General features: G+C 43.2%; 24 protein-coding genes, 1 tRNA gene, 1 rRNA gene and 2 riboswitches. Of the genes, 18 read left to right on the top strand and 8 right to left on the bottom strand.

The features are described from left to right. Positions 1 to 4: 4 nt before the first annotated feature. Genes FB592_RS00130 through rhaA form a run of 5 tightly spaced genes read left to right on the top strand, consistent with a single transcriptional unit; the run spans position 5 to position 6002 of the window. Positions 5 to 2074 carry a bifunctional aldolase/short-chain dehydrogenase gene (locus FB592_RS00130; protein WP_003244479.1) on the top strand — a complete coding sequence of 690 codons (2070 nt, stop codon included), beginning with the start codon at positions 5 to 7 and terminating at the stop codon, positions 2072 to 2074. Positions 2075 to 2131: 57 nt separating this feature from the next. Then, positions 2132 to 2908: a rhamnose catabolism operon transcriptional regulator RhaR gene (rhaR, locus tag FB592_RS00125; RefSeq protein ID WP_009968057.1), complete on the top strand. Its 777-nt coding sequence runs from the start codon at positions 2132 to 2134 to the stop codon at positions 2906 to 2908. A gap of 4 nt (positions 2909 to 2912) precedes the next feature. Further along, positions 2913 to 4370, top strand: a complete 1458-nt coding sequence (gene rhaB, locus FB592_RS00120) for a rhamnulokinase (protein ID WP_141949149.1) — start codon at positions 2913 to 2915, stop codon at positions 4368 to 4370. A 17-nt stretch (positions 4371 to 4387) separates the two neighbouring features. Next, complete coding sequence (gene rhaM / locus FB592_RS00115) at positions 4388 to 4702, top strand: L-rhamnose mutarotase (RefSeq protein WP_021480470.1); 315 nt, start codon at positions 4388 to 4390, stop codon at positions 4700 to 4702. A gap of 25 nt (positions 4703 to 4727) precedes the next feature. Then, positions 4728 to 6002: an L-rhamnose isomerase gene (gene rhaA / locus FB592_RS00110; protein WP_038828467.1), complete on the top strand. Its 1275-nt coding sequence runs from the start codon at positions 4728 to 4730 to the stop codon at positions 6000 to 6002. A gap of 40 nt (positions 6003 to 6042) precedes the next feature. Here rhaA and iolU read toward each other — a convergent pair whose 3' ends face one another. Next, positions 6043 to 7029 carry a scyllo-inositol 2-dehydrogenase gene (gene iolU, locus FB592_RS00105; RefSeq protein ID WP_141949148.1) on the bottom strand — a complete coding sequence of 329 codons (987 nt, stop codon included), beginning with the start codon at positions 7027 to 7029 and terminating at the stop codon, positions 6043 to 6045. A 181-nt stretch (positions 7030 to 7210) separates the two neighbouring features. On the opposite strand from iolU, the gene FB592_RS00100 reads away from it, so the two are divergent. The 3 genes from FB592_RS00100 to FB592_RS00090 all read left to right on the top strand — a co-directional run bounded on the left by FB592_RS00100 (position 7211) and on the right by FB592_RS00090 (position 9479). Continuing rightward, the gene (locus FB592_RS00100; RefSeq protein ID WP_021480467.1) at positions 7211 to 8377 is read left to right on the top strand and encodes an AI-2E family transporter; all 1167 of its coding nucleotides are present in this window, start codon (positions 7211 to 7213) and stop codon (positions 8375 to 8377) included. Between the two features lie 92 nt (positions 8378 to 8469). Beyond that, positions 8470 to 9300: an undecaprenyl-diphosphate phosphatase gene (locus tag FB592_RS00095; protein WP_014477785.1), complete on the top strand. Its 831-nt coding sequence runs from the start codon at positions 8470 to 8472 to the stop codon at positions 9298 to 9300. 106 nt (positions 9301 to 9406) lie between these two features. Further along, positions 9407 to 9479 (top strand) — tRNA-Ala (locus FB592_RS00090). 106 nt (positions 9480 to 9585) lie between these two features. On the opposite strand, the gene cdoA is transcribed toward FB592_RS00090, so the two are convergent. After that, complete coding sequence (gene cdoA, locus FB592_RS00085; RefSeq protein WP_141949147.1) at positions 9586 to 10071, bottom strand: cysteine dioxygenase; 486 nt, start codon at positions 10069 to 10071, stop codon at positions 9586 to 9588. Positions 10072 to 10564: 493 nt separating this feature from the next. Between cdoA and FB592_RS00080 the strand changes: the two genes are divergently transcribed. The 3 genes from FB592_RS00080 to FB592_RS00070 all read left to right on the top strand — a co-directional run bounded on the left by FB592_RS00080 (position 10565) and on the right by FB592_RS00070 (position 13481). Next, complete coding sequence (locus FB592_RS00080; protein ID WP_141949146.1) at positions 10565 to 12100, top strand: MFS transporter; 1536 nt, start codon at positions 10565 to 10567, stop codon at positions 12098 to 12100. Positions 12101 to 12260: 160 nt separating this feature from the next. Continuing rightward, positions 12261 to 13109 carry an exo-glucosaminidase LytG gene (gene lytG, locus FB592_RS00075; RefSeq protein ID WP_141949145.1) on the top strand — a complete coding sequence of 283 codons (849 nt, stop codon included), beginning with the start codon at positions 12261 to 12263 and terminating at the stop codon, positions 13107 to 13109. A 108-nt stretch (positions 13110 to 13217) separates the two neighbouring features. Then, on the top strand, positions 13218 to 13481 hold the full coding sequence (locus tag FB592_RS00070; protein WP_003222348.1) for a YiaA/YiaB family inner membrane protein: 264 nt from the start codon (positions 13218 to 13220) through the stop codon (positions 13479 to 13481). Between the two features lie 35 nt (positions 13482 to 13516). On the opposite strand, the gene ktrB is transcribed toward FB592_RS00070, so the two are convergent. The 4 genes from ktrB to gbsR all read right to left on the bottom strand — a co-directional run bounded on the left by ktrB (position 13517) and on the right by gbsR (position 17179). Further along, the gene (gene ktrB, locus FB592_RS00065; RefSeq protein ID WP_141949144.1) at positions 13517 to 14854 is read right to left on the bottom strand and encodes a Ktr system potassium transporter KtrB; all 1338 of its coding nucleotides are present in this window, start codon (positions 14852 to 14854) and stop codon (positions 13517 to 13519) included. A 6-nt stretch (positions 14855 to 14860) separates the two neighbouring features. Then, on the bottom strand, positions 14861 to 15529 hold the full coding sequence (ktrA, locus tag FB592_RS00060; protein WP_141949143.1) for a potassium uptake protein KtrA: 669 nt from the start codon (positions 15527 to 15529) through the stop codon (positions 14861 to 14863). A 72-nt stretch (positions 15530 to 15601) separates the two neighbouring features. Then, positions 15602 to 15750: riboswitch (cyclic di-AMP (ydaO/yuaA leader) on the bottom strand. A 144-nt stretch (positions 15751 to 15894) separates the two neighbouring features. Beyond that, positions 15895 to 16440, bottom strand: a complete 546-nt coding sequence (gene bslA, locus FB592_RS00055) for a biofilm surface layer hydrophobin BslA (protein ID WP_003243556.1) — start codon at positions 16438 to 16440, stop codon at positions 15895 to 15897. 196 nt (positions 16441 to 16636) lie between these two features. After that, positions 16637 to 17179: a transcriptional regulator GbsR gene (gene gbsR / locus FB592_RS00050; protein WP_080529716.1), complete on the bottom strand. Its 543-nt coding sequence runs from the start codon at positions 17177 to 17179 to the stop codon at positions 16637 to 16639. A 198-nt stretch (positions 17180 to 17377) separates the two neighbouring features. Between gbsR and betB the strand changes: the two genes are divergently transcribed. From betB to FB592_RS00035, 3 genes are all read left to right on the top strand, one after another. Beyond that, positions 17378 to 18850, top strand: a complete 1473-nt coding sequence (gene betB, locus FB592_RS00045) for a betaine-aldehyde dehydrogenase (RefSeq protein WP_141949142.1) — start codon at positions 17378 to 17380, stop codon at positions 18848 to 18850. Positions 18851 to 18866: 16 nt separating this feature from the next. After that, a complete protein-coding gene (gene gbsB / locus FB592_RS00040; protein WP_014477776.1) occupies positions 18867 to 20075 on the top strand; it encodes a choline dehydrogenase in 1209 nt (402 codons plus the stop codon). 87 nt (positions 20076 to 20162) lie between these two features. Then, complete coding sequence (locus tag FB592_RS00035; protein WP_141949141.1) at positions 20163 to 20741, top strand: MOSC domain-containing protein; 579 nt, start codon at positions 20163 to 20165, stop codon at positions 20739 to 20741. Positions 20742 to 20746: 5 nt separating this feature from the next. Here the strand turns inward: FB592_RS00035 and FB592_RS00030 are convergent, their stop codons facing one another. Beyond that, positions 20747 to 21235, bottom strand: a complete 489-nt coding sequence (locus tag FB592_RS00030) for a DinB family protein (RefSeq protein WP_003242867.1) — start codon at positions 21233 to 21235, stop codon at positions 20747 to 20749. Between the two features lie 167 nt (positions 21236 to 21402). On the opposite strand from FB592_RS00030, the gene FB592_RS00025 reads away from it, so the two are divergent. The 3 genes from FB592_RS00025 to FB592_RS00015 are packed head-to-tail and all read left to right on the top strand — an operon-like array spanning position 21403 to position 24016. After that, positions 21403 to 21927, top strand: coding sequence for an NfeD family membrane protein (locus FB592_RS00025; protein WP_032727091.1), 525 nt, complete (start codon positions 21403 to 21405; stop codon positions 21925 to 21927). 20 nt (positions 21928 to 21947) lie between these two features. Continuing rightward, a complete protein-coding gene (floT, locus tag FB592_RS00020; protein ID WP_015384468.1) occupies positions 21948 to 23477 on the top strand; it encodes a flotillin lipid rafts scaffold protein FloT in 1530 nt (509 codons plus the stop codon). A gap of 17 nt (positions 23478 to 23494) precedes the next feature. Next, positions 23495 to 24016: a GNAT family N-acetyltransferase gene (locus tag FB592_RS00015; RefSeq protein WP_141949140.1), complete on the top strand. Its 522-nt coding sequence runs from the start codon at positions 23495 to 23497 to the stop codon at positions 24014 to 24016. Between the two features lie 41 nt (positions 24017 to 24057). Here the strand turns inward: FB592_RS00015 and thiT are convergent, their stop codons facing one another. Beyond that, a complete protein-coding gene (gene thiT / locus FB592_RS00010) occupies positions 24058 to 24636 on the bottom strand; it encodes an energy-coupled thiamine transporter ThiT (protein ID WP_003228966.1) in 579 nt (192 codons plus the stop codon). Positions 24637 to 24735: 99 nt separating this feature from the next. Further along, positions 24736 to 24837: riboswitch (TPP riboswitch) on the bottom strand. Between the two features lie 464 nt (positions 24838 to 25301). Between thiT and FB592_RS00005 the strand changes: the two genes are divergently transcribed. Beyond that, positions 25302 to 25395 (top strand): 16S ribosomal RNA (locus FB592_RS00005); the annotation flags it as partial.

Genomic DNA, 25395 nt, shown 5'->3' with positions numbered 1-25395 from the left:
AAATATGGTGAAACATATATGGGATTCAGAGCGAGCTGCACAGCTACCTAAAGGTGTAGAGGAATTGGTGTACAGGTCCAATCTGATCGGGTCAGACCGCACTGTCTGCAACTGGGGCGGGGGGAATACATCTATGAAAACAACGGAAAAGGATTTTAGAGGCCGTGAAATAGAAGTCATGTGGGTAAAAGGAAGCGGTTCGGATTTGGCAACAATGAAAGCGCATAACTTTTCCGGTTTGAAATTAGATGATATCCGCCCGCTGATTAAAAGGGACCAAATGCCCGATGAAGAAATGGTAGACTACCTGTCTCATTGTATGATAGACAGCAAACATCCCCGCCCTTCAATTGAAACGCTATTACACGCTTTTCTGCCATACAAACATGTTGACCATACCCATCCAGATGCGATTATCAGCATATGCTGTGCGGATAATGGAAAACAAATCGCTGAAGACATTTACGGAAATCGGTTTGTATGGGTGCCATACGTCCGTCCTGGATTTACTTTGTCTAAAATGATCGCTGAAGGCGTAGCAAACAATCCCCACGCCGAGCTTGTATTAATGGAGAAACACGGCTTAGTCACTTGGGGAGAGACGTCTGAAACATGTTATCAAAAAACGATATCCATCATTCAAGAAGCCGAGCAGTATATTAACGATCGTATCAATCAGCATGAGGTATTCGGAGGCAAAAGGTATCAGCCTCTGCCGGAGGATAAAAGAAAACAAATCTTGGCAGGCATCATGCCTGTGATCAGAGGAGCAGTAAGTGAAGAAAAGAAAATGATCCTTTCCTATGATGATCATGACGATGTCTTGGAATTTGTAAACAGTGTCCAAGCGCCAGCACTTTCGCAAATCGGTGCGGCATGCCCGGATCACCTTGTTCACACAAAACGGGTTCCGCTGTACATTGATTGGAATCCGGAAACTCAAGATGTGCACAAGCTTGCGGATCTGATCAAGTCAGGAGTCGAGACCTTTACATCAGAGTATCAGGCTTACTTTACACGCAATCAGCAGGATGGGGATCAAATCTTTGAATCCGCCCCGCGGGTGATATTGATTCCTGGAATCGGAATGGTGAATACAGGAAAAAGTTATGCGATGTCTAAAGTAAGCGGGGCTTTATATCGGAGGGCCATCGCCGTAATGAAAGGAGCAACCGCTCTGGGGCAATTTGTTTCTTTACATGAAAATGAATCCTACCATGTCGAATATTGGCCGCTCGAACTATATAAACTCACGCTGGCCCCGCCGGAAGCAGAATTTTCCCGAAAAGTAGCGCTGATAACTGGAGGAGCCGGCGGAATCGGCAGTGCAGCATGCCGCCGATTTGCAGCTGAGGGAGGGCACGTGATCGTAGCTGATCTGAATATAGAAGGCGCACAGAAAATTGCCGGGGAAATAAACGATGCATACGGAAAAGGACGGGCAATGGCTGTCAAAATGGATGTGACAAAGGAGGAAGACGTACAGTCAGCTTTTGAACGAGCCGCGCTTGCTTACGGCGGCATTGATATCGTCGTCAATAATGCCGGGCTGGCCACATCAAGCCCATTTGACGAAACAAGTCTAAAAGAATGGAATCTTAATATGAATGTTTTAGGAACAGGCTATTTCCTTGTAGCCCGTGAAGCGTTTAAACAGATGAAACATCAAAATAGAGGCGGAAGCATGGTATTTGTCGGATCGAAAAATTCGGTTTATGCGGGAAAAAACGCCTCTGCCTACAGCTCTGTTAAGGCGCTTGAAACCCATTTAGCAAGATGCATCGCAGCAGAAGGCGGAGAATTCGGCATTAGGGTCAACTCCGTTTTGCCTGATGCAGTTCTTCAAGGATCGGCAATCTGGGGTTCAAGCTGGCGTGAGGAACGAGCCGCGGCGTACGGGATTGAACCGGATCAGCTGGAGGAACATTACCGGAAACGGACAGCATTGCTCGTCAATATTTACCCGGAGGATATTGCCGAAGCCATTGCATTCTTCGCTTCTTCCAAAGCCGAAAAAACAACGGGCTGCATGATCACGGTAGACGGCGGCGTCCCTGCTGCTTTTACGCGTTAGAAATATGTTATGATAAAAAATATAAGACGGACTACGATATGAGGAAGGGCGTTACCGATGCTAGTAGCAGAACGGCAGCAAAAAATAGTGGAAATAGTAAATATGCGTTCAAGCATCCGCGTTTCCGAATTAAGTGACATATTTTCAGTCACAGAGGAAACCATTCGACGTGATCTTGAAAAGCTTGAAAAAGAACATAAACTGAGCCGGAGCCACGGAGGAGCGGTCAGTATTCAGCAGAAGGAATCAGAAATTCATTTTTCTGAACGGGAAATTACGAATGTCATCGAAAAAAAAGCCATCGCTCACGAAGCGGCCAAATATGTAAAAAGCGGAGACCGAATCATTCTCGATGCAAGCACAACTGCCTGGTACATGGCGAAAATACTCCCTGACATTGAGCTCACCGTGATTACAAACTCAATGAAAGCAGCTATTGAACTCAGCAATAAAGAAAACATATCAGTCATTTCAACAGGCGGCATTTTGCTGGAAAAATCATTATCGTTTGCCGGCCCGTTAGCAGAGCGTTCACTTGAGACCTATCATGTCAATAAAACCTTTCTGTCATGTAAGGGATTTGACGTACACAACGGGATGAGTGATTCAAATGAGTGGCAGGCGCTGCTCAAAAAACGGATGATCGAAAGGTCGGACCAGACCATTTTGATGGCCGATTCAAGCAAATGGGGGAACCGCGAGTTTTCACATATCGCCTCGCTGCAAGATGTCAGCCGCCTTATTACGGATTCTGGACTTGATCCGGCATCGGTAAAAGCTCTTGAGGACAAAAAGGTGAAGGTGACAGCTGTTCCTCTTTCGAAGAGAGGGTGAAAGGATGATTTATACTGCCATTGATATAGGCGCATCAAGCGGGAGAATCATGGTAGGTGAACTGAATGAAGGGAAGCTTGACATACAAGAGATTCACAGGTTCGCTAACGGTTTCAGTCAAAGAGACGGGCATTGCTTATGGGATATTGATCATTTGCTAAAACAAATCCTGCAAGGACTGCAAAAAGTAAAGACGCTTGGGTATGAACACTGCACCGTAGGCATTGATACTTGGGCAGTTGATTATGTCTTACTGGACGAAAAAGGCGATCGGTTGCGGGAAGCAATCTCCTACCGTGATAGAAGAACAGATCACACAATAGACAAACTGGAACATACCCTCTCAAAAGCCGCAATTTATCAAAAAACAGGAATACAATTTCAGCCTTTCAACACGATCTATCAATTGTTTGAAGAAGACCGTGAGCTGCTGAAAAAGACAGACAAAATTATGATGATTCCTGATTATTTAGGCTATTGTTTAACCGGAAAAGCTGTAACGGAAATCACAAACGTGTCCACAACACAGCTTTTAAACGTCTCAACGGGAAATCTTGATCCTGAATTGCTTGAAGCCGTGTCTGTTCTGGAACAGCAATTTGCGCCGCTCACTGAACCGGGGTGTGAACTCGGGAAGCTAAGAAATGAGTGGTTCCCGGATTATGATCTCCCGGCGTGCAAGGTGATGACAGTCGCAACACATGATACGGCCTCGGCCGTCATTGCGGCGCCAGGCGTACATGATGGCTGGGCGTATATCAGCAGCGGAACATGGTCGTTAATCGGGGTTGAAAACAAAACACCGATAATAACTGATCTTGCTTTAGAAAACAACTATACAAATGAACGCGGCGCAAACAACACCATTCGCTTTCTCAAAAACATTATCGGCATGTGGGTGATACAAGAAGTCAAACAGCAGCTACAAGCAGATTATTCTTTTCAGCAGCTTGCAGAAGAAGCCAAAAAAACAGAACCATTCCAGCAATTTATAAACTTAAATGATAAACGTTTCCTGAATCCAGAAAACATGATAAAGGAAATACAACATTATTGCGGACAAACCCGCCAAAAGATTCCCCGTACTGCAGGCGAACTTGCCTGCTGCATCTACAGCAATTTAGCCATCATCTATGCGATAGCCATCAAAGAGCTCGAAACAATCACAGAAAAACCGATCGAGCAATTTCATATCATCGGCGGCGGAGCCCGGAATGATTTCTTAAATCAATTAACGGCAGACATGAGTGGAAAAGCGGTATATGCAGGGCCGATAGAGGCAACTGCCACCGGAAATCTTTTGATGCAAATGATTGCTGCCAAAGAAGTCAAAGACATAAAAGAAGCCCGGCAAGTCGTCAGAAATTCCTTTCCGATCAAAGTGTTTACACCTAAAGACATTGACAGAAGCACCATCATTCAGTCCTTTCAGCAAACCGTTTTGAAAGCGCTATCTAAATGATGAAGAGGTGAAAAGGTTTGAAAAGAAAAGCCAGTATCATGTTTGTCCATCAAGACAAGTACGAAGAATACAACCAGCGGCATGATGACATTTGGCCTGAGATGGCAGAAGCACTCAAAGCTCATGGAGCCCACCATTATTCCATTTTTCTAGATGAGGAAACAGGCCGGCTTTTTGCATATTTAGAAATAGAGGATGAAGAGAAATGGAGAAAGATGGCGGACACGGAAGTTTGCCAAAGATGGTGGAAATCGATGGCGCCATTAATGAAAACAAATTCGGATTTCAGTCCTGTTGCGATAGATCTAAAGGAAGTTTTTTATTTGGATTGAAAAACTGATAAAGGGAGAGAGCCGTATGACCATAAAAGCCAATTATGACAGTGCAAAACAGGCATATGAAAAATGGGGAATTGATGTTGAAGAGGCGCTTCGGCAATTAGAGCAAGTGCCCATTTCGATCCATTGCTGGCAGGGTGACGACATTGAAGGCTTTGAAGTAAATAAGGGCGAGCTTTCAGGCGGAATTGACGTGACTGGCAATTATCCCGGAAAAGCGCAAACTCCTGAAGAATTAAGAAGAGATTTGGAGAAGGCTCTTTCTCTCATTCCTGGAAAGCACCGCGTAAACCTGCATGCGATATACGCAGAAACAAACAGGGAAGCGGTAGAACGTGACGAATTGAAGCCGCAGCATTTTGAAAACTGGGTGAAATGGGCAAAAAACCTTGGTCTCGGTTTAGATTTTAATCCAACCTTGTTTTCGCATGAGAAAGCGGCTGACGGACTCACCCTTTCACACCCTGATCCGGACATCAGAGAATTTTGGATCAGGCATTGCATCGCTTGCCGCCGTATCGGGGAATACTTCGGGAAAGAATTAGGAACACCTTGCTTGACGAATATTTGGATTCCCGACGGCTATAAGGATATCCCGAGTGATAGGCTGACACCGCGTAAAAGACTAAAAGAATCACTGGATCGGATCTTCGCAGAGGAGATCAGTGAACATCACAATCTTGATTCAATCGAGAGCAAGCTGTTCGGGCTTGGCTCCGAATCATATGTTGTCGGATCTCATGAATTTTATTTAGCTTATGCTTTGATGAATCATAAGCTTTGTTTACTTGATACAGGCCATTTCCATCCGACTGAGACGGTATCAAACAAGATCTCGTCCATGCTGCTTTACACAGACAAGCTTGCCTTGCACGTATCGCGGCCTGTTCGTTGGGATAGCGACCATGTAGTGGTTTTGGATGATGAATTGAGAGAAATCGCTCTTGAAATTGTACGAAATCATGCTCTTGAGAAGGTCGCCATCGGTCTGGATTTTTTCGATGCCAGCATTAACCGTGTAGCCGCCTGGACCATCGGAACGAGAAATATGATCAAAGCTTTATTGTATGCCCTGCTTCTCCCGAACGGATATTTAAAACAATTGCAAGAAGAGGGCCGCTATACAGAAAGGCTGGCCCTGATGGAGGAATTCAAAACATATCCTTTCGGAGCCATCTGGGATTCCTACTGTGAGCAAATGGGCGTTCCGGTAAAAGAGGCATGGCTTCATGACATCAATGAATATGAGCAACAGGTGCTTTTAAAAAGGAAGGCATCTTCTCCGATTGTCTAATAAAAAATCCGCCGCGGCATTTGCACGCGGGCGGATTTTTTTAAGCTTGATCAGCAGGGTATACAATCCCCATTTGCTTTCTTGCTTCTTCCATAATTTTTGCGGTGGTCAAAGACCGTTCAAATGTATTTTCTTCAGATTCCAGCTTATTCTCTTTTATGAGCGTGACAAATTCTTCTGCTTCATAGAACATCGCCGGTTTAGGATCAGGGATCGCGATGTTTTCAAGGCGGCCGTCCCGGTAGCGGATTTCAACACGTTCAGGCCGGTGAATCGTATCGATTACAATCGTCCCGTCTTCACCCTGGATTTCAGCCGGGGCATAGGAAGTAGAGATTTTGGAATGCATCAGAACAGCTTCGAACCCGTCGTAAGACAGAATGACAGTTCCTTCTCCGTCCACTCCGGAGGATAAAGCATATCCGTTTGCTTTTACATCCTTCGGCGCGCCAAACAACACAACAGCCGGATAAATACAATAGACGCCAATATCCATTAATGACCCATTGGAAAGCTCAGGCTGAAACGCATTCAAAACAGTTCCGCTTCTGAACGCGTCATATCGTGAGGAATACTGGCAGTAGCTTGCGGTAAATCTGCGGACAGTTCCGATTTTATGCAGGTGTTTTTTCAGCTCTTTGAAATTCGGCAGGAAAGTGGTCTTCATTGCTTCCATGAGAACAACGCCGTTTGCCTTAGCCGCTGAGATCATCTCTTCTGTTTCTTTTGTATTCGAAGCAAACGGCTTCTCACAAAGCACATGCTTGCCATGGTTCATAAAGAGAACGGCTTGTTCCTTGTGAAGAGCGTTCGGGCTCGCTATGTATACGGCATCAAAGCAATCGCTCGCCGCCATTTCCTGAAGGTCTGAGAAGGCATGCGCAGCGTTGTGTTTAGCAGCAAACTCGCCAGCGCGTTCAGCCGATCTTGAATAAACAGCAGTCAGCTGAAAATCTTCGATATCCGCTGCTGACTCAAGAAAGCGGTCTGTAATCCAGTTGGTTCCTACTATTGCAAAACGTATCACTCGTATCGCTCCTTTTGCATGATATAGCTAAATTATAGCTTAAAAAGAACAAAATCACATGATAGATATAAATAGAATGTTAAAACCGAGAAAGCTTTTCCAGCAATTAACGGTTTTTATTTTTCATTATAGGGACGATAGTGTACAATTTAATTAAACTATGTATGACGGAGGAACGATAGTGGAGACGTTGCAAACATGGAGCGGCAGATTCAAGCGATTCTTCTTGGATAATAAGTTTGTTTTATTTTTGCTTGTGCTGCTGCTGATTGGTTTAAATATTCTAGTATTTACAAAAACATCATTTATTTTCACCCCGATTATTGTTCTGCTCAAAACGATATCACTTCCGATTATTTTGACAGGCATTGTTTTTTATTTGTTAAACCCAGTCGTCGATTTTCTGGAGAGAAGAAGAATAAGAAGAATCTATTCTATATTGCTGCTATACCTATTAGTTATCGGGCTGATCACGATCACGATCGTGTCGATCATTCCCTTCTTAAAAGAACAAATTATGAGTTTAATTGACAATATCCCGAGATATGTGGACGTCGTAGAAAATCAGACGAAACAGCTGATCGGCAGCAACTTCGTCAATCAGGCCCAGCAAACGATGAACATTAATATATCTGATCTTGCTACAAAGGTTTCGGATCAGGCAGCGACGATCGTGAACAGCACCTTTACCGGTGTTGGGAATTTTATCGGCGCACTGACTGAGATTATCATTTCGATCGTCACGGTTCCGTTTATTCTATTTTATTTGCTAAAAGACGGAAGAAAATTACCGGTCTACATACTGAAGTTTGTGCCGACTCGATTGAAAGAACAGACATATACAGTCTTAAGCGAAATGAATCATCGGTTAAGCTCTTATATCAGAGGCCAGATCATTGTCAGCTTCTGTATCGGGTTTTTGCTGTTTATCGGTTATTTGATTATCGGGCTGGATTATGCTTCATTGCTTGCAGTCATTGCGGCTTGCACAAGCATCGTTCCATATTTAGGGCCAACGATTGCCATTACGCCTGCGATTATCATTGCCATAGTGACATCGCCGCTCATGCTGCTTAAGCTGGTGATCGTTTGGACGATTGTTCAGCTGATTGAAGGGAAGCTGATCTCTCCGCAAATTATGGGAAAAAACCTTCACATCCATCCGATTACGATTATTTTTCTGCTGTTAACAGCCGGCAAGCTGTTTGGTGTTGTTGGAATCATTCTTGCCATTCCTGGCTATGCAGTTGCCAAAGTCATTACGACACATTTATTTGACTGGTTTAAAATGCAGTCACATTTATACGATGAAGAAAAAAATGAAAATACGTCGGGTCATAAAGTGTGATTTTCGTTTATAGTTATATAAGACGGGCTTTCCATTTATGGGAAGCTCCCGTTATGTAAAAAAATAAATGTCTAATGGGGAGAATCAAAATCATGACTCTATGGGAATTGTTTGTAGCCGCCATTTTAGGAATCGTAGAAGGATTAACAGAGTACGCGCCGGTTTCTTCGACAGGACATATGATCATAGTAGACGACATCTGGCTTAAATCAAGTAATCTGATGTCAGAAGAAGCTGCTAACTCATTCAAGGTGGTTATTCAGCTAGGCTCCATTTTAGCAGTAGCTATCGTGTTTAAAGACCGAATTTTAAATTTACTGGGCTTGAAAAAAAATATTACAAGCGACCAGGAACAGGGACATAAATTAAGCATTGCCCAAATTGCCGTCGGACTCGTGCCTGCAGCTGTTCTCGGCTTTTTGTTTGAAGATTACATTGATGAATATTTATTTTCCGTTAAAACTGTGGCCATCGGTTTAATTGCCGGGGCAATCCTCATGCTTTTTGCTGACTGGGTCAATAAACGGAAAACAGCGACAGACACACTCGACCGCATTTCCTATAAACAGGCGATAGCCGTCGGCTTATTCCAATGTCTTGCCCTTTGGCCGGGTTTCTCGCGTTCGGGTTCAACCATTTCCGGCGGTGTTATTCTCGGATTAAACCACCGAGCTGCAGCCGACTTTACGTTTATTATGGCGATGCCGATCATGATGGGAGCCAGCTTTCTAAGCCTTGTGAAGCATTGGGACAGCTTAAGCTCGGATCTGATGCCGTTTTTCATCGTCGGCTTTATCTGTGCCTTTGTGGTCGCACTGTTTGTCGTCCGTTTCTTCTTAAGGCTGATTAACAAAATCAAACTTGTCCCATTTGCAATCTATCGAATTATTCTCGGTGTGATTTTACTTTTGATCATGATGTAAGTCGAAAATAAGGCTCTTTTACGAGCCTTATTTTTTCTGTCAATTCAAGAGGAAACAGCTTGTTTTTCAAAATAAAATCATCTATAATAAACATGACGTTACATACGGGGCCATAGCTCAGCTGGGAGAGCGCTACGCTGGCAGCGTAGAGGTCAGGGGTTCGAGCCCCCTTGGCTCCATACCTGTAAACCCTTATTCTATAAGGGTTTTTTTGTTTTGAGGAAAAGGTTTCATTCTCTGAATCCTCCAGTTGAGCGAAGTCAAAGTGAGCAGCTTATCTGTCAATCATGAATTTTCCAATACCTCCTTTTGTTCCTCAAAGACCATCATGTCTTCCAAAGGAGGGGAGTAGACATGAAGAGACACCATTCGTTCAGATGTTGGATTGGACATTTTGTGAATTAAACCTTTGGTTGAAATAAGGCATTCTCCTTCGTGGACAAAGTATGAATTGGAGAGTTCTGCGTGTTCGCCGGCTGAGCGATAAATAGAATTAAGAAGCTTTCCTTCTAACACCATTGCACAACCAATGGATTGACCATGATCGTGTACTGCTGTCTCCTTGTTTGGCGGAATGTTAATCACGATAATTTCCAATTCATTATTTCGATAGATGGCATTTCGGCCGTAAGCGTACTGGTCTGGTTCCTTAATATACGGTTGACTCAATTTTGCTGCGTTTGGAATTTGTTTTAAAGACGTTGCTAAATCTTTAACCGATGGATTTTTCAAGCCGCCAAAAATGTCTTGGATACACTCATACAGTTCCATTCGTTTTTGCCTCCCGGAATATTTAGAATTTCCTTACATTGGTATTTCATAGGTTAATTCATGGTATTTACCCATATACAATTTAGAGGCGGCAAACGCCCAGTAAACACAAAAAAATGTGCGGCCAAAATGTTGTCTTATCACCAACTTATCCGAGTTTATTAGTGGGTTGAAAGGGTTAAAACGGTCTGCTTTAATTCGCTTGAGGGAACGAGCAGGGATTCATAAGTGCAGTTCTAGACACAATATCGGGGAAAAGCTTTCAAGATTTCTATGTTGTGCTTGAAATTTACTCCATTGACAAAACACAATCGATTTGAAATAATATTTGATTATATGCTCATTCATTCACATAATTATAATAAAATAATATCATTTCCCCTGAAAGGGAGAATATTAGAATGAAAGCTAATGGTATGCAAAATCTATTAGCTTCTTTTGTTTTCAAAAAATGATGTGTTTCGCATGTATTCATATAGGAAGGAATGACAACATGAAGACAAAACACTATTGGGTGATTTCTTTGCTCGCCGTCTTAGCGGTCGGGCCGGGATTGATGTCTAACACGGCATTGTCGTCAGTTCAAGGCCTTGTTCAGAAAGCGGTTGGAACAAGTGTCTTCACATCAGTAAATCCGATATTGATCGGCAATATGGCCTTTGCCTTGTTAGTTCCGGCAGGACCGTTGCTGAGGAAAAAATTCGGTGCTCGTCCCGTCTATCTGGCTTCATTACCTGTTTTTATACTAGGCTCACTGCTCATCGCATGTTCAGGCGATATTGCATGGATGGCGGCAGGGCGCTTTTTACAGGGAGCGGCAACAGGCGTCATGCTGATGATTATGATTCCAATGCTTGTACTGTCATTCCCGATTGAACGCAGGAACTATGCACTGCTTGTGCTGATCGGGGGATTCTATGGTTCTGTTATCATCGGCACAATCCTGGGAACCATTGCAACAAGCTGCGGGCATTGGAGATGGCTGTTTTTCATCTTTGGCACCTTGTCCCTGATCGGTGTCGCGGTGAGCTATTTCTTTCTTCATGACGAGCATCACGGAGCGTCGGATCAAGAACAGCCGCTTGATCGTGCGGGAATTCTTTTATCTGTTTTCCTTGCCGCAGCCTCAGCGGTTTCATTCATTTTTCTGCAAAAATGGGGGCTGTCATCGGGTTATGTATGGATTGGTTTCGGGGTGACGTTATGTTTGCTCATTGGTCTATTGATTGTGGAATATAAAGTGAAAAAACCATTCATATCTATTAAACTGATGCTGCTGCCAAAACCGGTGCTTGGCTTATTGATCATAGCTGCAGGGACGATAACGGTAGCTGTCAGCCTGTCTGCTTTTCAAGGCTTGCTCCGTCAAATGTATGATATTTCTCAGGAGCATCTCATATTTTTAAACTTGACTCTTTTAATCGGAGTGGCGATCGCGGCCATTTTAAGCGCTCTGTTATACGATAAAGTCGGACCAGGGATGCTCGGTATTATCGGCGGACTCATTCTCGTCTTTGTGAATTTTCAATGGCTGCATATGCAGGATCGATCATCTCTTTATATGTTCGCGGCACTGTTTATCATGCTTGCAGCGGGAACAGGCCTGACAGTCGCCGCAGGGCTGATGGGAGCTGCCATGGGAGGCCCGCTGCCTGATTTGGTCAAGAGAATGACAGCTGTTCAGTTTTTAAGATTGTTTGTCTATATGGGAGTTCCTATTCTCATCGGCTTTTTCACGAAAAAAGATGCTGCCAGACAAAGCGGTTCGGTACAGGATTCTATGATGACTGCTTATCATGATCTCTTCTTCATTTCTTTTATCCTTAGCGTGCTGCTCGTCTGCCTGTCATTTTGTATGAATGCCACTGGAATGGGGCACAAGCTGGCACATAAACCACATGATAAAGCGAAAACAGCTCCGGAAAAACCGGCCGTTTCAGCAGAAGGTTTGTCGAAGGCAACTGTCAAATCATATAAAGTAATAAATGATACGGAATATCGTAATGCACTCAGAAATTTACAAAAATAGAAACATGGTAAAAACCTTTTCATTGAGCGAAAAGGTTTTTATTTTGCAATCTTTTCCCAACTTTATCCCTAAAGAATTGAAAAATATTAGAAGTGCAAGTAAAATTCTAAAAGGTAGATTCTTTTACATTCGTAATCTTTTAATTCGAAGGAAGGTTTTCATGGCCCGTAAAAAACTTAAAAAACGTAAACTCTTGATTTCACTATTTTTCATTGTATCGATTCCGCTAGCTCTGTTTGTTTTAGCGACAACTTTATCAAAACCGATTGAAACATCCAAAGAAACTGAAGAAATCGATGAACAGCAAGTATTTATAGACAGTCTGTCCGGACATGCCCAAATTTTGTATGAAAAATACCATGTTCTCCCCAGCATCACAATTGCTCAGGCCATTCTCGAATCGGACTGGGGGAACAGTGAACTGGCTGCTAAGGCCAACAACCTTTTTGGCGTAAAAGGGAATTATAAAGGCCATCATGTCACGATGGAAACGGACGAAGTTGAAAAAGGGAAAAGAAAAACCATTCGCGCGAAGTTTCGAAAATACAGCACGTTTTTTGAATCTATGGATGATCACGCCCAATTGTTCGTTCGTGGCACATCGTGGAATAAAAAGAAGTATAAACCGGTGCTTGAGGCAGGGAATTATAAGGAAGCGGCAACCGCCCTGCAAACATCAGGATATGCTACAGATCCTGACTATGCTGACAAAATCAGCGCTATTGTGGAAAAATACGATTTAGATGAGTACGATGAGGTAAATCCATCCCTCAAATCTGTGGATTTAAACGCCTCTATTAAAGACAGTGCCGTTCAAGACGTATGGTCCAAGCCTTCTACTGATGATCGGTCCATAAGGCTTACCTCTGCCCAATCTTACGTCGGCAAAGACATAAAGGTTGTGTCTAAAAAACAGAAAGGCCAGTCTGTATGGTACCAATTCCAAATCAATGATAAACTTATCGGCTGGATTGATGATTCAGCTGTTGAAATAAAGGAGACAACCTAAGCCCTTTTTACTGGTATTTTTAATTCTTTGTTCCATTACGGGGAATTTGAGGTATAATATTCCACGGAAGTTATCACTTTTTAACTATGCTTTCGGGAGGGAACAAAGGTGCAGAAATATAGACGCAGAAACACGGTTGCCTTTACAGTATTAGCTTATTTTACTTTTTTTGCGGGAGTATTTTTGTTTAGTATCGGACTCTATAATGCTGATAACCTGGAACTCAATGAAAAAGGTTATTACATCGCTGTTATGATACTTGTAGCAGTTGGTGCGATTCTTACACAAAAAGTGACCCGTGATAACGCGGAGGATAACGAAATCATCGCGGAACAGGAAAAAAGACAAAATCAATCTCATATCGAATCATAAAAAAATCCGGCGACTGCACGCCGGATTTTTTGATATCACCCTGTAAACACTTCGCCGTCAGGGTAACGGATATTTGATTGCTCTGTTTTTGCGAATGAAAACACGAACGTTAAAGGACCAATTCTTCCGATAAACATAATGACAATAATGATACACTTGCCAGCTGTTGTCAGTTCAGGAGTAAGCCCCATCGTAAGGCCGACAGTTCCGAATGCGGAAAAGGTTTCAAACACAATTTGAAGAAATGGCGCTTGTTCTGTGATCGTCAGGGCGAAAATCCCTAAAAACACGATGAACAAACTGGTGACGCTCACAGCTAAAGCTTTAATGATAATCGGATATTTGATGGAACGGCGGAAAATAACCGTTTCTTTTTTACCTCTCAAGTAAGCAATAACAGATGTTAAAATCACGATGAACGTAGTCAGCTTAATGCCGCTCGCCGTTGATGCGCTTCCTGCTCCGATAAACATCAATAATAAAGTAAATACAATTGTTCCTTCTCTCATGCTTCCGAAATCTAGAGAATTGAAGCCTGCGGTTCTCGGCGTCACTGCCTGAAAATAGGACGCCCACAGTTTATCCACTATATGCAGGTGGCCGAGCGTGCCGGGGTTGCTATATTCTAAAATAAAGACCGTAAGCATAGCAATCGCATTCAACATCAGCGTTCCTGTAAGCATGAGCTTTGTATGTAAAGAAAAAGCTTTAAAACGCCGATTTTTCATCACATCAAACAGAACTGTAAATCCGATCCCTCCTGTAATAAATAAGAAAGAAATCACGAGGTTTACTGTAGGATCGCCAACGTAGCTCATCAAATTATCAGGCCACAACGAAAACCCGGCATTGTTAAAAGCAGATATTGCGTGAAACAAACCTGCAAACAAGCCGGATGACCAGCCGTATTGAGGTACAAGCCGGATGGATAAAATGAGTGCTGCTATCAATTCAATACTGATCGAAAACAGAAACAGGACTTTGACAAGGCCAATGACACCGCCGATTGTCGGCTGGTTTAAGGCTTCCTGGACGAGCATTCGTTCTTTTAAGCCGATTTTTTTTCCTAATATCATGACGATCAAGACCGCAAATGTCATAAATCCAAGCCCGCCAATCTGAATCAGCCCCATAATAACTGTTTGCCCGAATACCGTAAATTGAGTACCGGTATCGACAACAGCAAGCCCTGTAACAGTTGTAGCGGAAGCCGCAGTAAAAAGGGCATCTATCCATGACAATGGCTTCGTAGTGGAAATCGGAAGCATTAATAGGACAGCCCCGATGATAATGGTAAGGAAAAAACCAATGGCAAGCACTTGAGGCGGTGTAAACCGAACCCATTTGATCACTTTATCCTTTTGAAGTGTCACCTTTGTCTACATCCCTTCGTTTTCAAAACGTTTAATATCCTTTTTGTGGCCCATGATCACCAGGCAATCTTGCTCGTGAATGATGTCTTCAGGCGCGGGGGAAAGACAGATATCTCCATGATGTTTGATGGCCAGGATCGTGCAGCCGTACTTTGCTCTTACATTCAGGTCAATAATCGATTTTGAATCAAGCTTGCGCGTAGCCAGCAGCTCGACAATACTGTATTCATCAGATAGATCAATGTAATTCAAAACATTTTCGTCTGAAAGGCTTTGTGCGATTTTAACTCCCATATGTTTTTCAGGATGAATAATCCGGTCAGCGCCGATTTTTTCAAGCACCTTGTGATGATAATAGTTTTGAGCCTTCACCCAAATATTTGGAATATCAAGCTCCTTTAATAATAGGGTGGTCAGCGTACTCGCTTGAATATTTGCTCCGATGGCAACAATCACATATTCAAAATTGCGTATTCCTAATGAAAGCAATTCGTTTTCTTCGGTGGCGTTGGCAATTACCGCATGAGTGGCGTAAGAAGCATATGCATTGACCTTTTCTTCGTTGATATCAACCGCAAGGACCTCATGCCCCATTCTATGAAGTTCTTTACAAATGCTGCCGCCAAACCGGCCCAGCCCGATCACGGCAAATTGCTTATTTTTAATTCTTCCCAATGTTCATATCTCCCTTAGTGAATTAACGTTTTTGAAACAAAAAAGACCATTGCAAAGAATGGCCGATAATAGACCTCCTCTCTGTATACGCCTACGAGGTTAGCTGTCGGATTAGGGATTCAGAGTACCCCCTCTTACTTAGTAAGATTCACCCCAAGGCTGTTAATAAAACAGCCAATCGTTGGTTCCCCCGTTCGTGTTTGATTAAGCGGTAAAAGAGACTGTATGAAATTGAACACTCAAGAATTTACTCCTGTTTCTAGTGTTTGTCAATTTAAATTTTAAACCAGAAAAAAGATAACGGGGATTAGAGAAAAAGGGGAGGGTAAAACGCAAAAAAGACCGGCGTTAACCGGTCTTTTACATTAGTTGCAACCGCAAGGCTGAGTCGGAGGAGTGCTGCGCTTAGCCACGTCAATGCTGGCTTCTGCGTAAAATTTATTTCCGATGCTTAATGATTTATTCTCCGCACGGAAAGTATATGTACCAGCGGCAGGAAGTGTTTTGTTATTCAGTTTTAATTTGAATTCGCCAGCTCCTAACAAATCAAGTGCCAAAGGAACTCTTACTGTTTTCCCGTTATTGAGGATCTGTGTTGTACGCAAGGCATTTCCGTTCAATGTGTCTTTCGTGTTTGCAGTAAATCCGCTTGGCAATGTAAACTCCATAACGCCAAGGCTGAGAAGCGTGTTTGGACGGTAAGTCAATTCGATATCTGAGAAAGACCATTCCGTTTTGCTGGCGCCAGTGATTGTTGCGAACAATGAAGCTGTAGACTGTGTTCTCATAGTGGATTCAGTATGAGCTTTAGTTGATGTAGATTCAGCCGCGAAAGAAGCTGTAGGTGCAGAAACGAGTAACCCGAGACTTAATGCACTAATTGCCAAAGAAGATAATAATTTGCGTTTCATAACAAAATTCCCCCTAAAAAATGATAAATTAAACAGGCCTGCCCGCTTTTCACCTCCTCTGAAAGGCCAAATACAAATTTTACCTACATAAAATTACCATCAAATATTTTGGAAGTAAATGGGGTGTTTTTCCCGTATTTTTCAAATTTGTAGTAGTTACATCAAAAAACGCCTGGTTTCCCAGGCGTTTTTTGCTTTACTTTGTTTCGATCGGTATAAATTTAAAAATTTCTCCGGTCTGCACCGATTCAGCAAGCCGTTTCAGCCAGTCATAGTAAGCTTTAGAGCTTTCCAGCTGATCATATAACTGCAGTGCTTCATTTTTGATATCATCATTGAGATCTTCCTTGCTTAAAACCTTTTGTAAATCAGCTTGAGCTTCCTCGATCGCTGCTACATTCACTTGAACCTCCCGCTCCCATTTAGGTGGAAAGAAATTTGTGAAAAATTTAAAGAAATCCTTCTCAGCCACAAATGTATGCTTGCGGATGCCCCGGTGAAATGTTTTTTTCACTACATTTAAGTCTTGAAGCTTTTTGACGCCTGTGCTCATGCTTGGTTTGCTCATTTGCAACTCCTCACGCATTTCGTCAAGCGTCATCTCATCCCTCATATACATCGTCCCATATAAAATCCCGACACTGCGGGTAATTCCGTAAAGATCCATCGTTTCAGCAATGGAGTCAATAACAAGATCCCGAGCCTGTTCTATAGCTGCAAATTCTGGATTTTCATCCATACTGACCCTCTTTTCCTTTAGAAAATTAAATTCGTTAAGTTATTTCTTTATGTTCTTTATCTTAACGAAACATGAGGAAAAGTCAAAAAGAAAAATTGAAATGGGACTTTGACAGTTTAAAAACCATATGTTAGATTAAGGTTGTTAAAAACATTAAATTTTTATTTAACAAACTTTATTTACGTCAAGGAGGCTTATATGAGTCAAACATTATTCATTGACGGAGAATGGATCAGTGCCGAAAAAGAACAGATCCGCAGTATTATCAACCCATTTAATCAAGAAGAAATTGCAACTGTAAGCGAGGGAGGGCGAGAGGACGCCATCAAAGCAATCGCAGCCGCACGCAGAGCATTTGACAAAGGAGAATGGTCTTCGCTATCCGGGCTTGAACGCGGGAAAATTGTTCTGAAAATTGCGGAATTAATCAGACGCGATCTTGAGGAGCTGGCTGAGCTTGAATCTCTTGATACAGGAAAAACACTCGAAGAAAGCAAGGCCGATATGGACGATATCGCCAATGTTTTTCAATATTACGCCGGCTTGGCAGACAAAGATGGCGGAGAGATCATTTCATCTCCGATTCCTGATTCAGAAAGCAAAATTATTAGGGAGCCAATCGGGGTTTGCGGCCAGATTACTCCATGGAATTATCCGCTCCTTCAAGCGAGCTGGAAAATCGCCCCTGCACTGGCTGCAGGAAACACAATCGTCATGAAGCCGAGTGAGATTACGCCGCTGACGACAATCAAAGTCTTTAAGCTGATGGAAGAAGCCGGTGTTCCAAAAGGTGTCGCAAATCTTGTTCTTGGACCGGGAGCCACAGTGGGCGACGAGCTTGCCGTAAACAAAGACGTCGATTTGATTTCATTTACGGGCGGAATTGAAACAGGCAAAAAAATCATGCGGGCGGCAAGCGGAAACGTCAAAAAAATCGCCCTTGAACTTGGCGGGAAAAACCCAAATATTGTTTTCAAGGACGCGGATTTAGAAGTTGCGGTTGATCAGGCCTTAAACGCTGTATTTTTCCACGCCGGCCAAGTATGCTCTGCAGGTTCCCGCTTGCTTGTTGAGGATGCCATTCATGATCAACTTTTGGCGGAGCTGGTCAAACGGGCAAAACGCATAAAACTCGGAAACGGTTTTCATGCTGAGACAGAAAGCGGTCCGCTTATTTCGGCGGAGCACAGGGCAAAGGTAGAAAAATATGTTGAGATCGGAATAGAGGAAGGCGCGAAGCTGGAGACAGGAGGCAAACGCCCGGAAGATCCTGCGCTTCAAAACGGCTTTTTCTATGAACCTACTATTTTCTCAAACTGTAATTCTGACATGAGAATCGTTCAGGAAGAGGTTTTCGGTCCTGTATTGACAGTCGAAACCTTCAGCTCTGAAGAAGAGGTAATCGAGCTTGCGAATGATACCATCTATGGCTTGGCTGGAGCGGTATGGTCAAAAGACATTGAAAAGTGCGAACGGGTAGCTGCCCGCTTGAGAATGGGAACCGTTTGGATCAACGATTTTCATCCGTACTTTGCACAAGCGCCATGGGGCGGATATAAGCAATCCGGGTTCGGACGCGAGCTTGGAAAAATAGGCCTTGAAGAATACACAGAAGTCAAACATGTATACCGCAATACAAAACCGGCAGCGGTTAACTGGTTTAATTCATAAGAGGGGGAGATTGATGATGACATTAAATATGAAGGTAGAAAGCATGCAGAAATTCCACACATTTGAAATTCCGACTGTGATTAAGCATGGAATCGGAGCCATCAAGCATACGGGTGAGGAAGTAGCTGCACTGGGCGTTTCAAAAGCGCTCCTTGTCACAGACCCAGGGATTTATAAAGCCGGTGTTGCTGATCCTGTAATCGAATCACTTAAAGAAGCAGGCATTGAAGTGGTGCTCTTTCATAAAGTTGAGCCAAACCCGCCTGTCCGTCTGGTGAATGAAGGATCTGAGCTTTACAAAAAAGAGAACTGTAATGGTTTGGTGGCAGTCGGAGGCGGAAGCTCCATGGATACAGCAAAAGCAATCGGAGTAGAAGCAACTCACGAAGGAAGCGTGCTTGATTATGAAGCGGCAGATGGGAAAAAACCGCTGGAAAACCGCATTCCTCCGCTGACGACAATTCCCACTACAGCTGGAACAGGATCAGAAGTAACCCAATGGGCGGTTATCACAGATGAAGAAAGAGAATTCAAATTCAACACGGGCGGTCCGCTGATTGCAGCACACTTGACCATCATTGATCCTGAGCTTCATGTTTCAATGCCTCCGCATGTAACAGCTATGACGGGAATTGATGCGCTCGCCCATGCCATTGAGTGCTATACAATGAAATTTGCACAGCCAATCACGGATGCGGTTGCCTTAATGGCGATTGAGTATGCCGCTCATTACATTAAGAGGGCATTTGCTGACGGAGAGGATCTGGAAGCAAGGTACGGAATGGCGCAGGCTGCGATGCTTGCCGGTCTTTCTTACGGAAGTGAATCAGCGGGCGCGGCTCATGCGATGAGCCAAACGCTTGGCGGTATTATCCCAGTCGCTCACGGCCAATGTGTAGCGGCGATGATGGGCCCTGTCATGGAATACAACTGGAAGGGCTATCCTGAGAAGTTTGCGCGTATTGCGAAAGCGTTCGGTATTGATACAAGCAAGATGACAACAGAAGAAGCTGCGAAAGCATCTGTCAATTGGATGTATGATCTGGTCGAAGATTTAGAAGTGCCGACTTTAGAAGAGCAGGGAGTATCACCTGATATGATCGAACGCTTGTCTAAAGAAGCTATGAAAGATCCGCAAACCTTCGGAAACCCTAGAGATTTAAATGAAAAAGCATACAACTGGATCTACAAGCGCTGCTTTAACCTTACGCCTAAAACGGTATAATCAAAATCCCGCTCCTTTACAGAGCGGGATTTTTTGGGATAATGAAGCATAGGTGGAAATTTTAGATAAGAAAGAAGGTGCCAGCTGATGTGGAAGCGTATGACTGCAAAAGCGGAAGGCTTATATATCGCAGATACAGAAAGCTTCGTAACAAAGCAAATGGACAAGCTTGATTTTGATTATGGCGGCATCCCCGGCGATTTGCATTTTGGCCTGACCAAAAAAGCGGGAGCCAGAGAACCAATGTTTTCAAGAGGGACTGAAATTTTCAACCGCAGACAAATTTCAATTGTTTCAATAGAGGAATGCAACGAAATCGCTTTAAAAATGGGAGTGCCGAGAATTTTGCCGGAATGGCTCGGGGCGAATGTGGCAGTCAGCGGTATGCAAGATCTTACTTCATTAAAAGAAGGAAGCCGGATTATTTTTCCGAGCGGAGCGGCTCTGCTGTGTGAGGGCGAAAATGATCCGTGTATCCAGCCGGGAGAAGTCATTCAGTCTTATTATCCGGACAAACCGAAGCTGGCGCCGGCTTTCGTCCGCCACGCACTGGGCATTAGAGGGATTGTCTGTATTGTGGAAAGACCTGGTGCTGTTTACACAGGTGATGAAATAGAAGTTCATTCCTATCAGCGAAAAGTCAAACGAAAAGCAGAAAGGGTCTGATGAAATCAGGCCCTTTCTATCTTTTCTTTAATTTCTTTCATTTGGCTGAGGTGCCGTTTTTCATGATGGCCGATAAAATCGATCCACTGTCTGACAGTCAGCTCTTGAAACACAGGATGCGGAAGCACTCTTTCAAAATCTTCTTCTTTCAGAGAGGCAATCGCAGCAGTCAGCTGCTCTCTTACCACATCAAGCTCACGTTTCATTTGGCTGCCTGAAATAAAATCATGCGCAGGCTCAAGATGACTCGGGGCTTTCCGTTTATTATTTCTGTCCTGTGCTACCTCAAGCGGTTTTTCTTCAATTTCTTTAATCGGAGCGTCCTTTACACGTTCCTTCAACATTTTTTGTGCGGTCATATCGATTTTTTTCAAATGGTCAAGAACTTCCCGTATGCTCCATTCTTCAGCAGAAGGCTTTTGGTTCAGCTTTTCGTCAGAAAGTCCTTTCAATTCGTTCCACGTTTCTAATCTGGCTTCATTAAAGATACTCATCATATCTCCTCCTAAAATGACATTACCATATATATAAGCAATTATCATTTATAAAGCACTTCAAATGGGTTATTTGTCTTAAAATTTTGAAACCTTTCCCGTGGTGTCTCGTATAAATGGTAACGGCGGCCGTTCATCAATGCATTGATGAAGAAAGGATGAGGAAATTGGAGTTATTTGGAGTACCTATACAAACAATTTATCTTTATACGCTTATTATTGCGGGCAGCCTCACGCTATTATTCCTGTTTTTCGGAGATGTATTTGCAGGACTGTCAGAAGGCATTCCGTTTCTTAATCCGACATTAGTGCTCTCATTTTTCACATGTTTTTCAGCGGGCGGATATATAGGTGAACTTGTATTGCCTCTGTCAAGCTTGCTGATTGCGCTTTTATCTTGCATCCTTTCGATCATGCTGGTGGTATTGCTTCACATCTTTGTACTGGTACCATTATCATCTGCAGAAGAATCATTGGCATATAGAGAAGATGATCTCAGAGGAAGACTCGGTAAAGTGATTACAGCTGTGCCGGTTGACGGGTTTGGTGAAGTGGTCATAGAAGGGATAGGCGGGACCATTTCAAAGTCAGCGGTCAGTTTTGATAATCAGCAGATCAGTTACGGGACAACGGTGTTAGTCGTAGATATTAACAACGGAGTTCTTTCGGTTACTCCGCATGAACCCATTTAATATACAAGGAGGAATTTGATATGACAATGCCGATTATAATGATCATCGGAGTTGTATTCTTTTTATTAATTGCACTAATAGCTGTGTTTATTACGAAGTATCGTACAGCAGGGCCTGATGAAGCGTTAATTGTAACGGGGAGCTATCTGGGCAATAAAAATGTTCATGTCGATGAAGGCGGCAACCGTATTAAAATCGTCCGCGGCGGAGGAACCTTTGTCCTTCCCGTCTTCCAGCAGGCAGAGCCGCTAAGCCTATTATCAAGCAAACTCGATGTTTCGACACCTGAAGTCTATACAGAACAAGGAGTGCCAGTAATGGCCGATGGAACTGCGATTATTAAAATCGGCGGTTCTATAGGAGAAATCGCTACAGCAGCCGAACAATTTTTAGGGAAATCAAAAGACGACCGTGAGCAGGAAGCGCGGGAGGTTTTAGAAGGCCACCTTCGTTCCATTCTCGGCTCAATGACAGTAGAAGAAATCTATAAAAACAGAGAAAAATTCTCTCAAGAGGTGCAGCGTGTCGCTTCACAGGATCTCGCGAAAATGGGGCTTGTAATCGTCTCGTTTACCATTAAAGATGTTCGTGATAAAAACGGTTATCTTGAATCATTAGGGAAACCGAGAATTGCCCAAGTAAAACGCGATGCTGATATCGCAACAGCAGAGGCTGATAAAGAAACTCGAATTAAGCGGGCAGAAGCCGATAAAGACGCAAAAAAATCAGAACTTGAACGGGCGACGGAAATCGCTGAAGCTGAAAAACTCAATCAGCTCAAAATGGCTGAATTTCGCAGAGAACAAGATACGGCAAAAGCGAATGCCGACCAAGCATATGATTTAGAGACTGCCAGAGCGCGCCAGCAAGTCACAGAGCAGGAAATGCAGGTTAAAATTATCGAACGCCAAAAACAAATAGAACTAGAAGAAAAAGAAATTCTTCGCCGTGAACGTCAATACGACTCAGAGGTAAAGAAAAAAGCCGATGCAGACCGTTATTCTGTTGAGCAGTCCGCAGCAGCTGAGAAAGCCAAACAGCTCGCGGAAGCCGATGCCAAGAAGTACAGTATAGAAGCAATGGCAAAGGCTGAGGCGGAAAAAGTAAGAATTGACGGGCTAGCAAAAGCAGAAGCGGAAAAAGCGAAAGGAGAGACAGAAGCAGAGGTTATCCGCCTGAAAGGTCTTGCAGAAGCGGAAGCAAAAGAGAAAATTGCGGCTGCCTTTGAACAGTACGGGCAGGCGGCGATTTTCGATATGATTGTCAAAATGCTTCCGGAATACGCGAAACAAGCAGCCGCACCTCTTTCAAATATTGATAAAATCACCGTTGTCGATACAGGAGGAAGCGGTGAATCAAGCGGAGCAAACAAAGTAACCAGCTATGCGACGAACTTAATGTCAAGTTTGCAAGAAAGTTTAAAAGCATCCTCAGGAATTGATGTAAAAGAAATGCTTGAGAACTTTTCAGGAAAAGGAAACGTAAAACAAAGCATTAATGAATTAACAAATGAAATCAAAGAAGCCAAAACGATCCAAAAATCAGAGTAAGGAAAGGGCAGAACCGTATGGTAACTGTACGTGAAGCGAAGTTAGAGGATATAAAGGACATTGCAAAAGTGCATGTAGACAGCTGGAGGACAACATACCACGAAACTATCCCGATTGATTATTTAAACAGCCTGAACTATAAGGAATTTGAAGACAAATGGAAAAGTCGCTCGTTAAAAGGAGTATTTGTTGCTCAGGACGAAATGGGTTCAGTATTCGGCTTTGCTTCATTTGGACCTATTCGCTCTGAACAAGAAGGCTATGACGGCGAGTTATACGCTATTTATCTTCTGGAAGAGCGCCAGCGGCAAGGTGCAGGCAGGGCGCTCTTAGCAAAAGGAGCGGAGTTTTTGCATCAACATGGTTTTTCAAGTATGTTTGTTTGGGTTATTGAGCAGAATCCCTCGATTATATTTTATCAGGCCTATTCACCTGAAAGAGTAGCGGAGGACAACTTTGAAATTGCCGGAGTAAGGCTGAAAGAAGTAGGTCTTGGCTGGCCGGATCTTTCAGCTTTAAAAACACTTCTTAACAGATAACGAAAAATCCCCCAGCGGAATTCGCTGGGGGATTGTTACTTTTACGCTTTGTCACTTTTAAGCAAACGGGGTGCTGTCATAAATAATAAACATAGGACAATTGCACAAATAATGAATGAAGGTACCATGTAAGTCGCATTATAAGTTAAAGAATAAATCCATACCGGTGTTCCTTTTGGAGCAAAGCTGCCGAAAAACACAGCTCCTGAAATGACATGCGCGGCATAGCGCAGCAAACTGCCGATAAAAACTGCGCTGACCACTGAAACAATCAATTTCCCTTTTGTTTTTGATACAGCGGCTTTACGGACAGAAGAAGCGAAACAGCCGCTTATGCCGATTGCTGCGAAAGCGACAATGTAATCTAACAATAGCTGTACAGGATGTTGAGCAAACAAGTTTCCGATTGCTATTTGTACTAGACCTGTCAACAAACCTGTAGTAAGACCTGCTTTGACACCCCAGCGAAACGAAATTAAAAAGATCGGAATCATCATGATGGAGACCGAGCCTCCTTGAGGCATGCTAAGAAACATTCCTGAGACAATGTCTAAAATAACGGCTGCCGCTGTCATAATGGCAATTTCAATAAGGCGAACCAGTTGCTTAGATTGATTCATATCTATCTCCTTCCATTGACAGACAACCAAAAGGACAACAAAAAAGCAGCACGCGGAAGGATGAGAAAAGTTCCACGCACTGCTTTACGATCTGCAATTCATTTGACTTTGCCACATCCCTACGCCAGCGTTAACTAACAGGTTCAAAGGGTCAGAACGAAACCGCTCACTCTCAGCTTTAATGCTCCCCTTGTGGTCATCAGTATTTAGTTCGTTTCTACTATACAAGAAAATGAAAAAAACAACAAGATCACATGACTGATGTATATGTTCTTTTAAGAAAGTTATATGATACACACGCTTTAGAAATCATGGCGAGGATTATAGTTTATTTGTTTTATAGATTTTTTAAAAAAACTATTGCAATAAATAAATACAGGTGTTATATTATTAAACGTCGCTGATGCACAGCGGACACAAACTAGATGCTTCAAAACAACTTGAAAAAAGTTGTTGACAAAAAAGAAGATGAATGTTATATTAGTAAAGCTGCTTCATTGAGAAGTAACGAAATGATCTTTGAAAACTAAACAAGACAAAACGTACCTGTTAATTCATTTTTATAAATCGCACAGCGATGTGCGTAGTCAGTCAAACTAGGGCCTGCACGACGCAGGCCACACAGGTGTCGCCGCAGGATGCGGTGAACTTAACCTGTGATCCATTTATCGGAGAGTTTGATCCTGGCTCAGGACGAACGCTGGCGGCGTGCCTAATACATGCAAGTCGAGCGGACAGATGGGAGCTTGCTCCCTGATG

It is taken from the genome of Bacillus sp. SJZ110 (genome assembly GCF_006715455.1).
GTDB lineage: Bacteria > Bacillota > Bacilli > Bacillales > Bacillaceae > Bacillus > Bacillus subtilis.
Note: the sequence above shows the minus strand (reverse complement) of the source record. Positions and strands in the feature narration are given on the sequence as shown.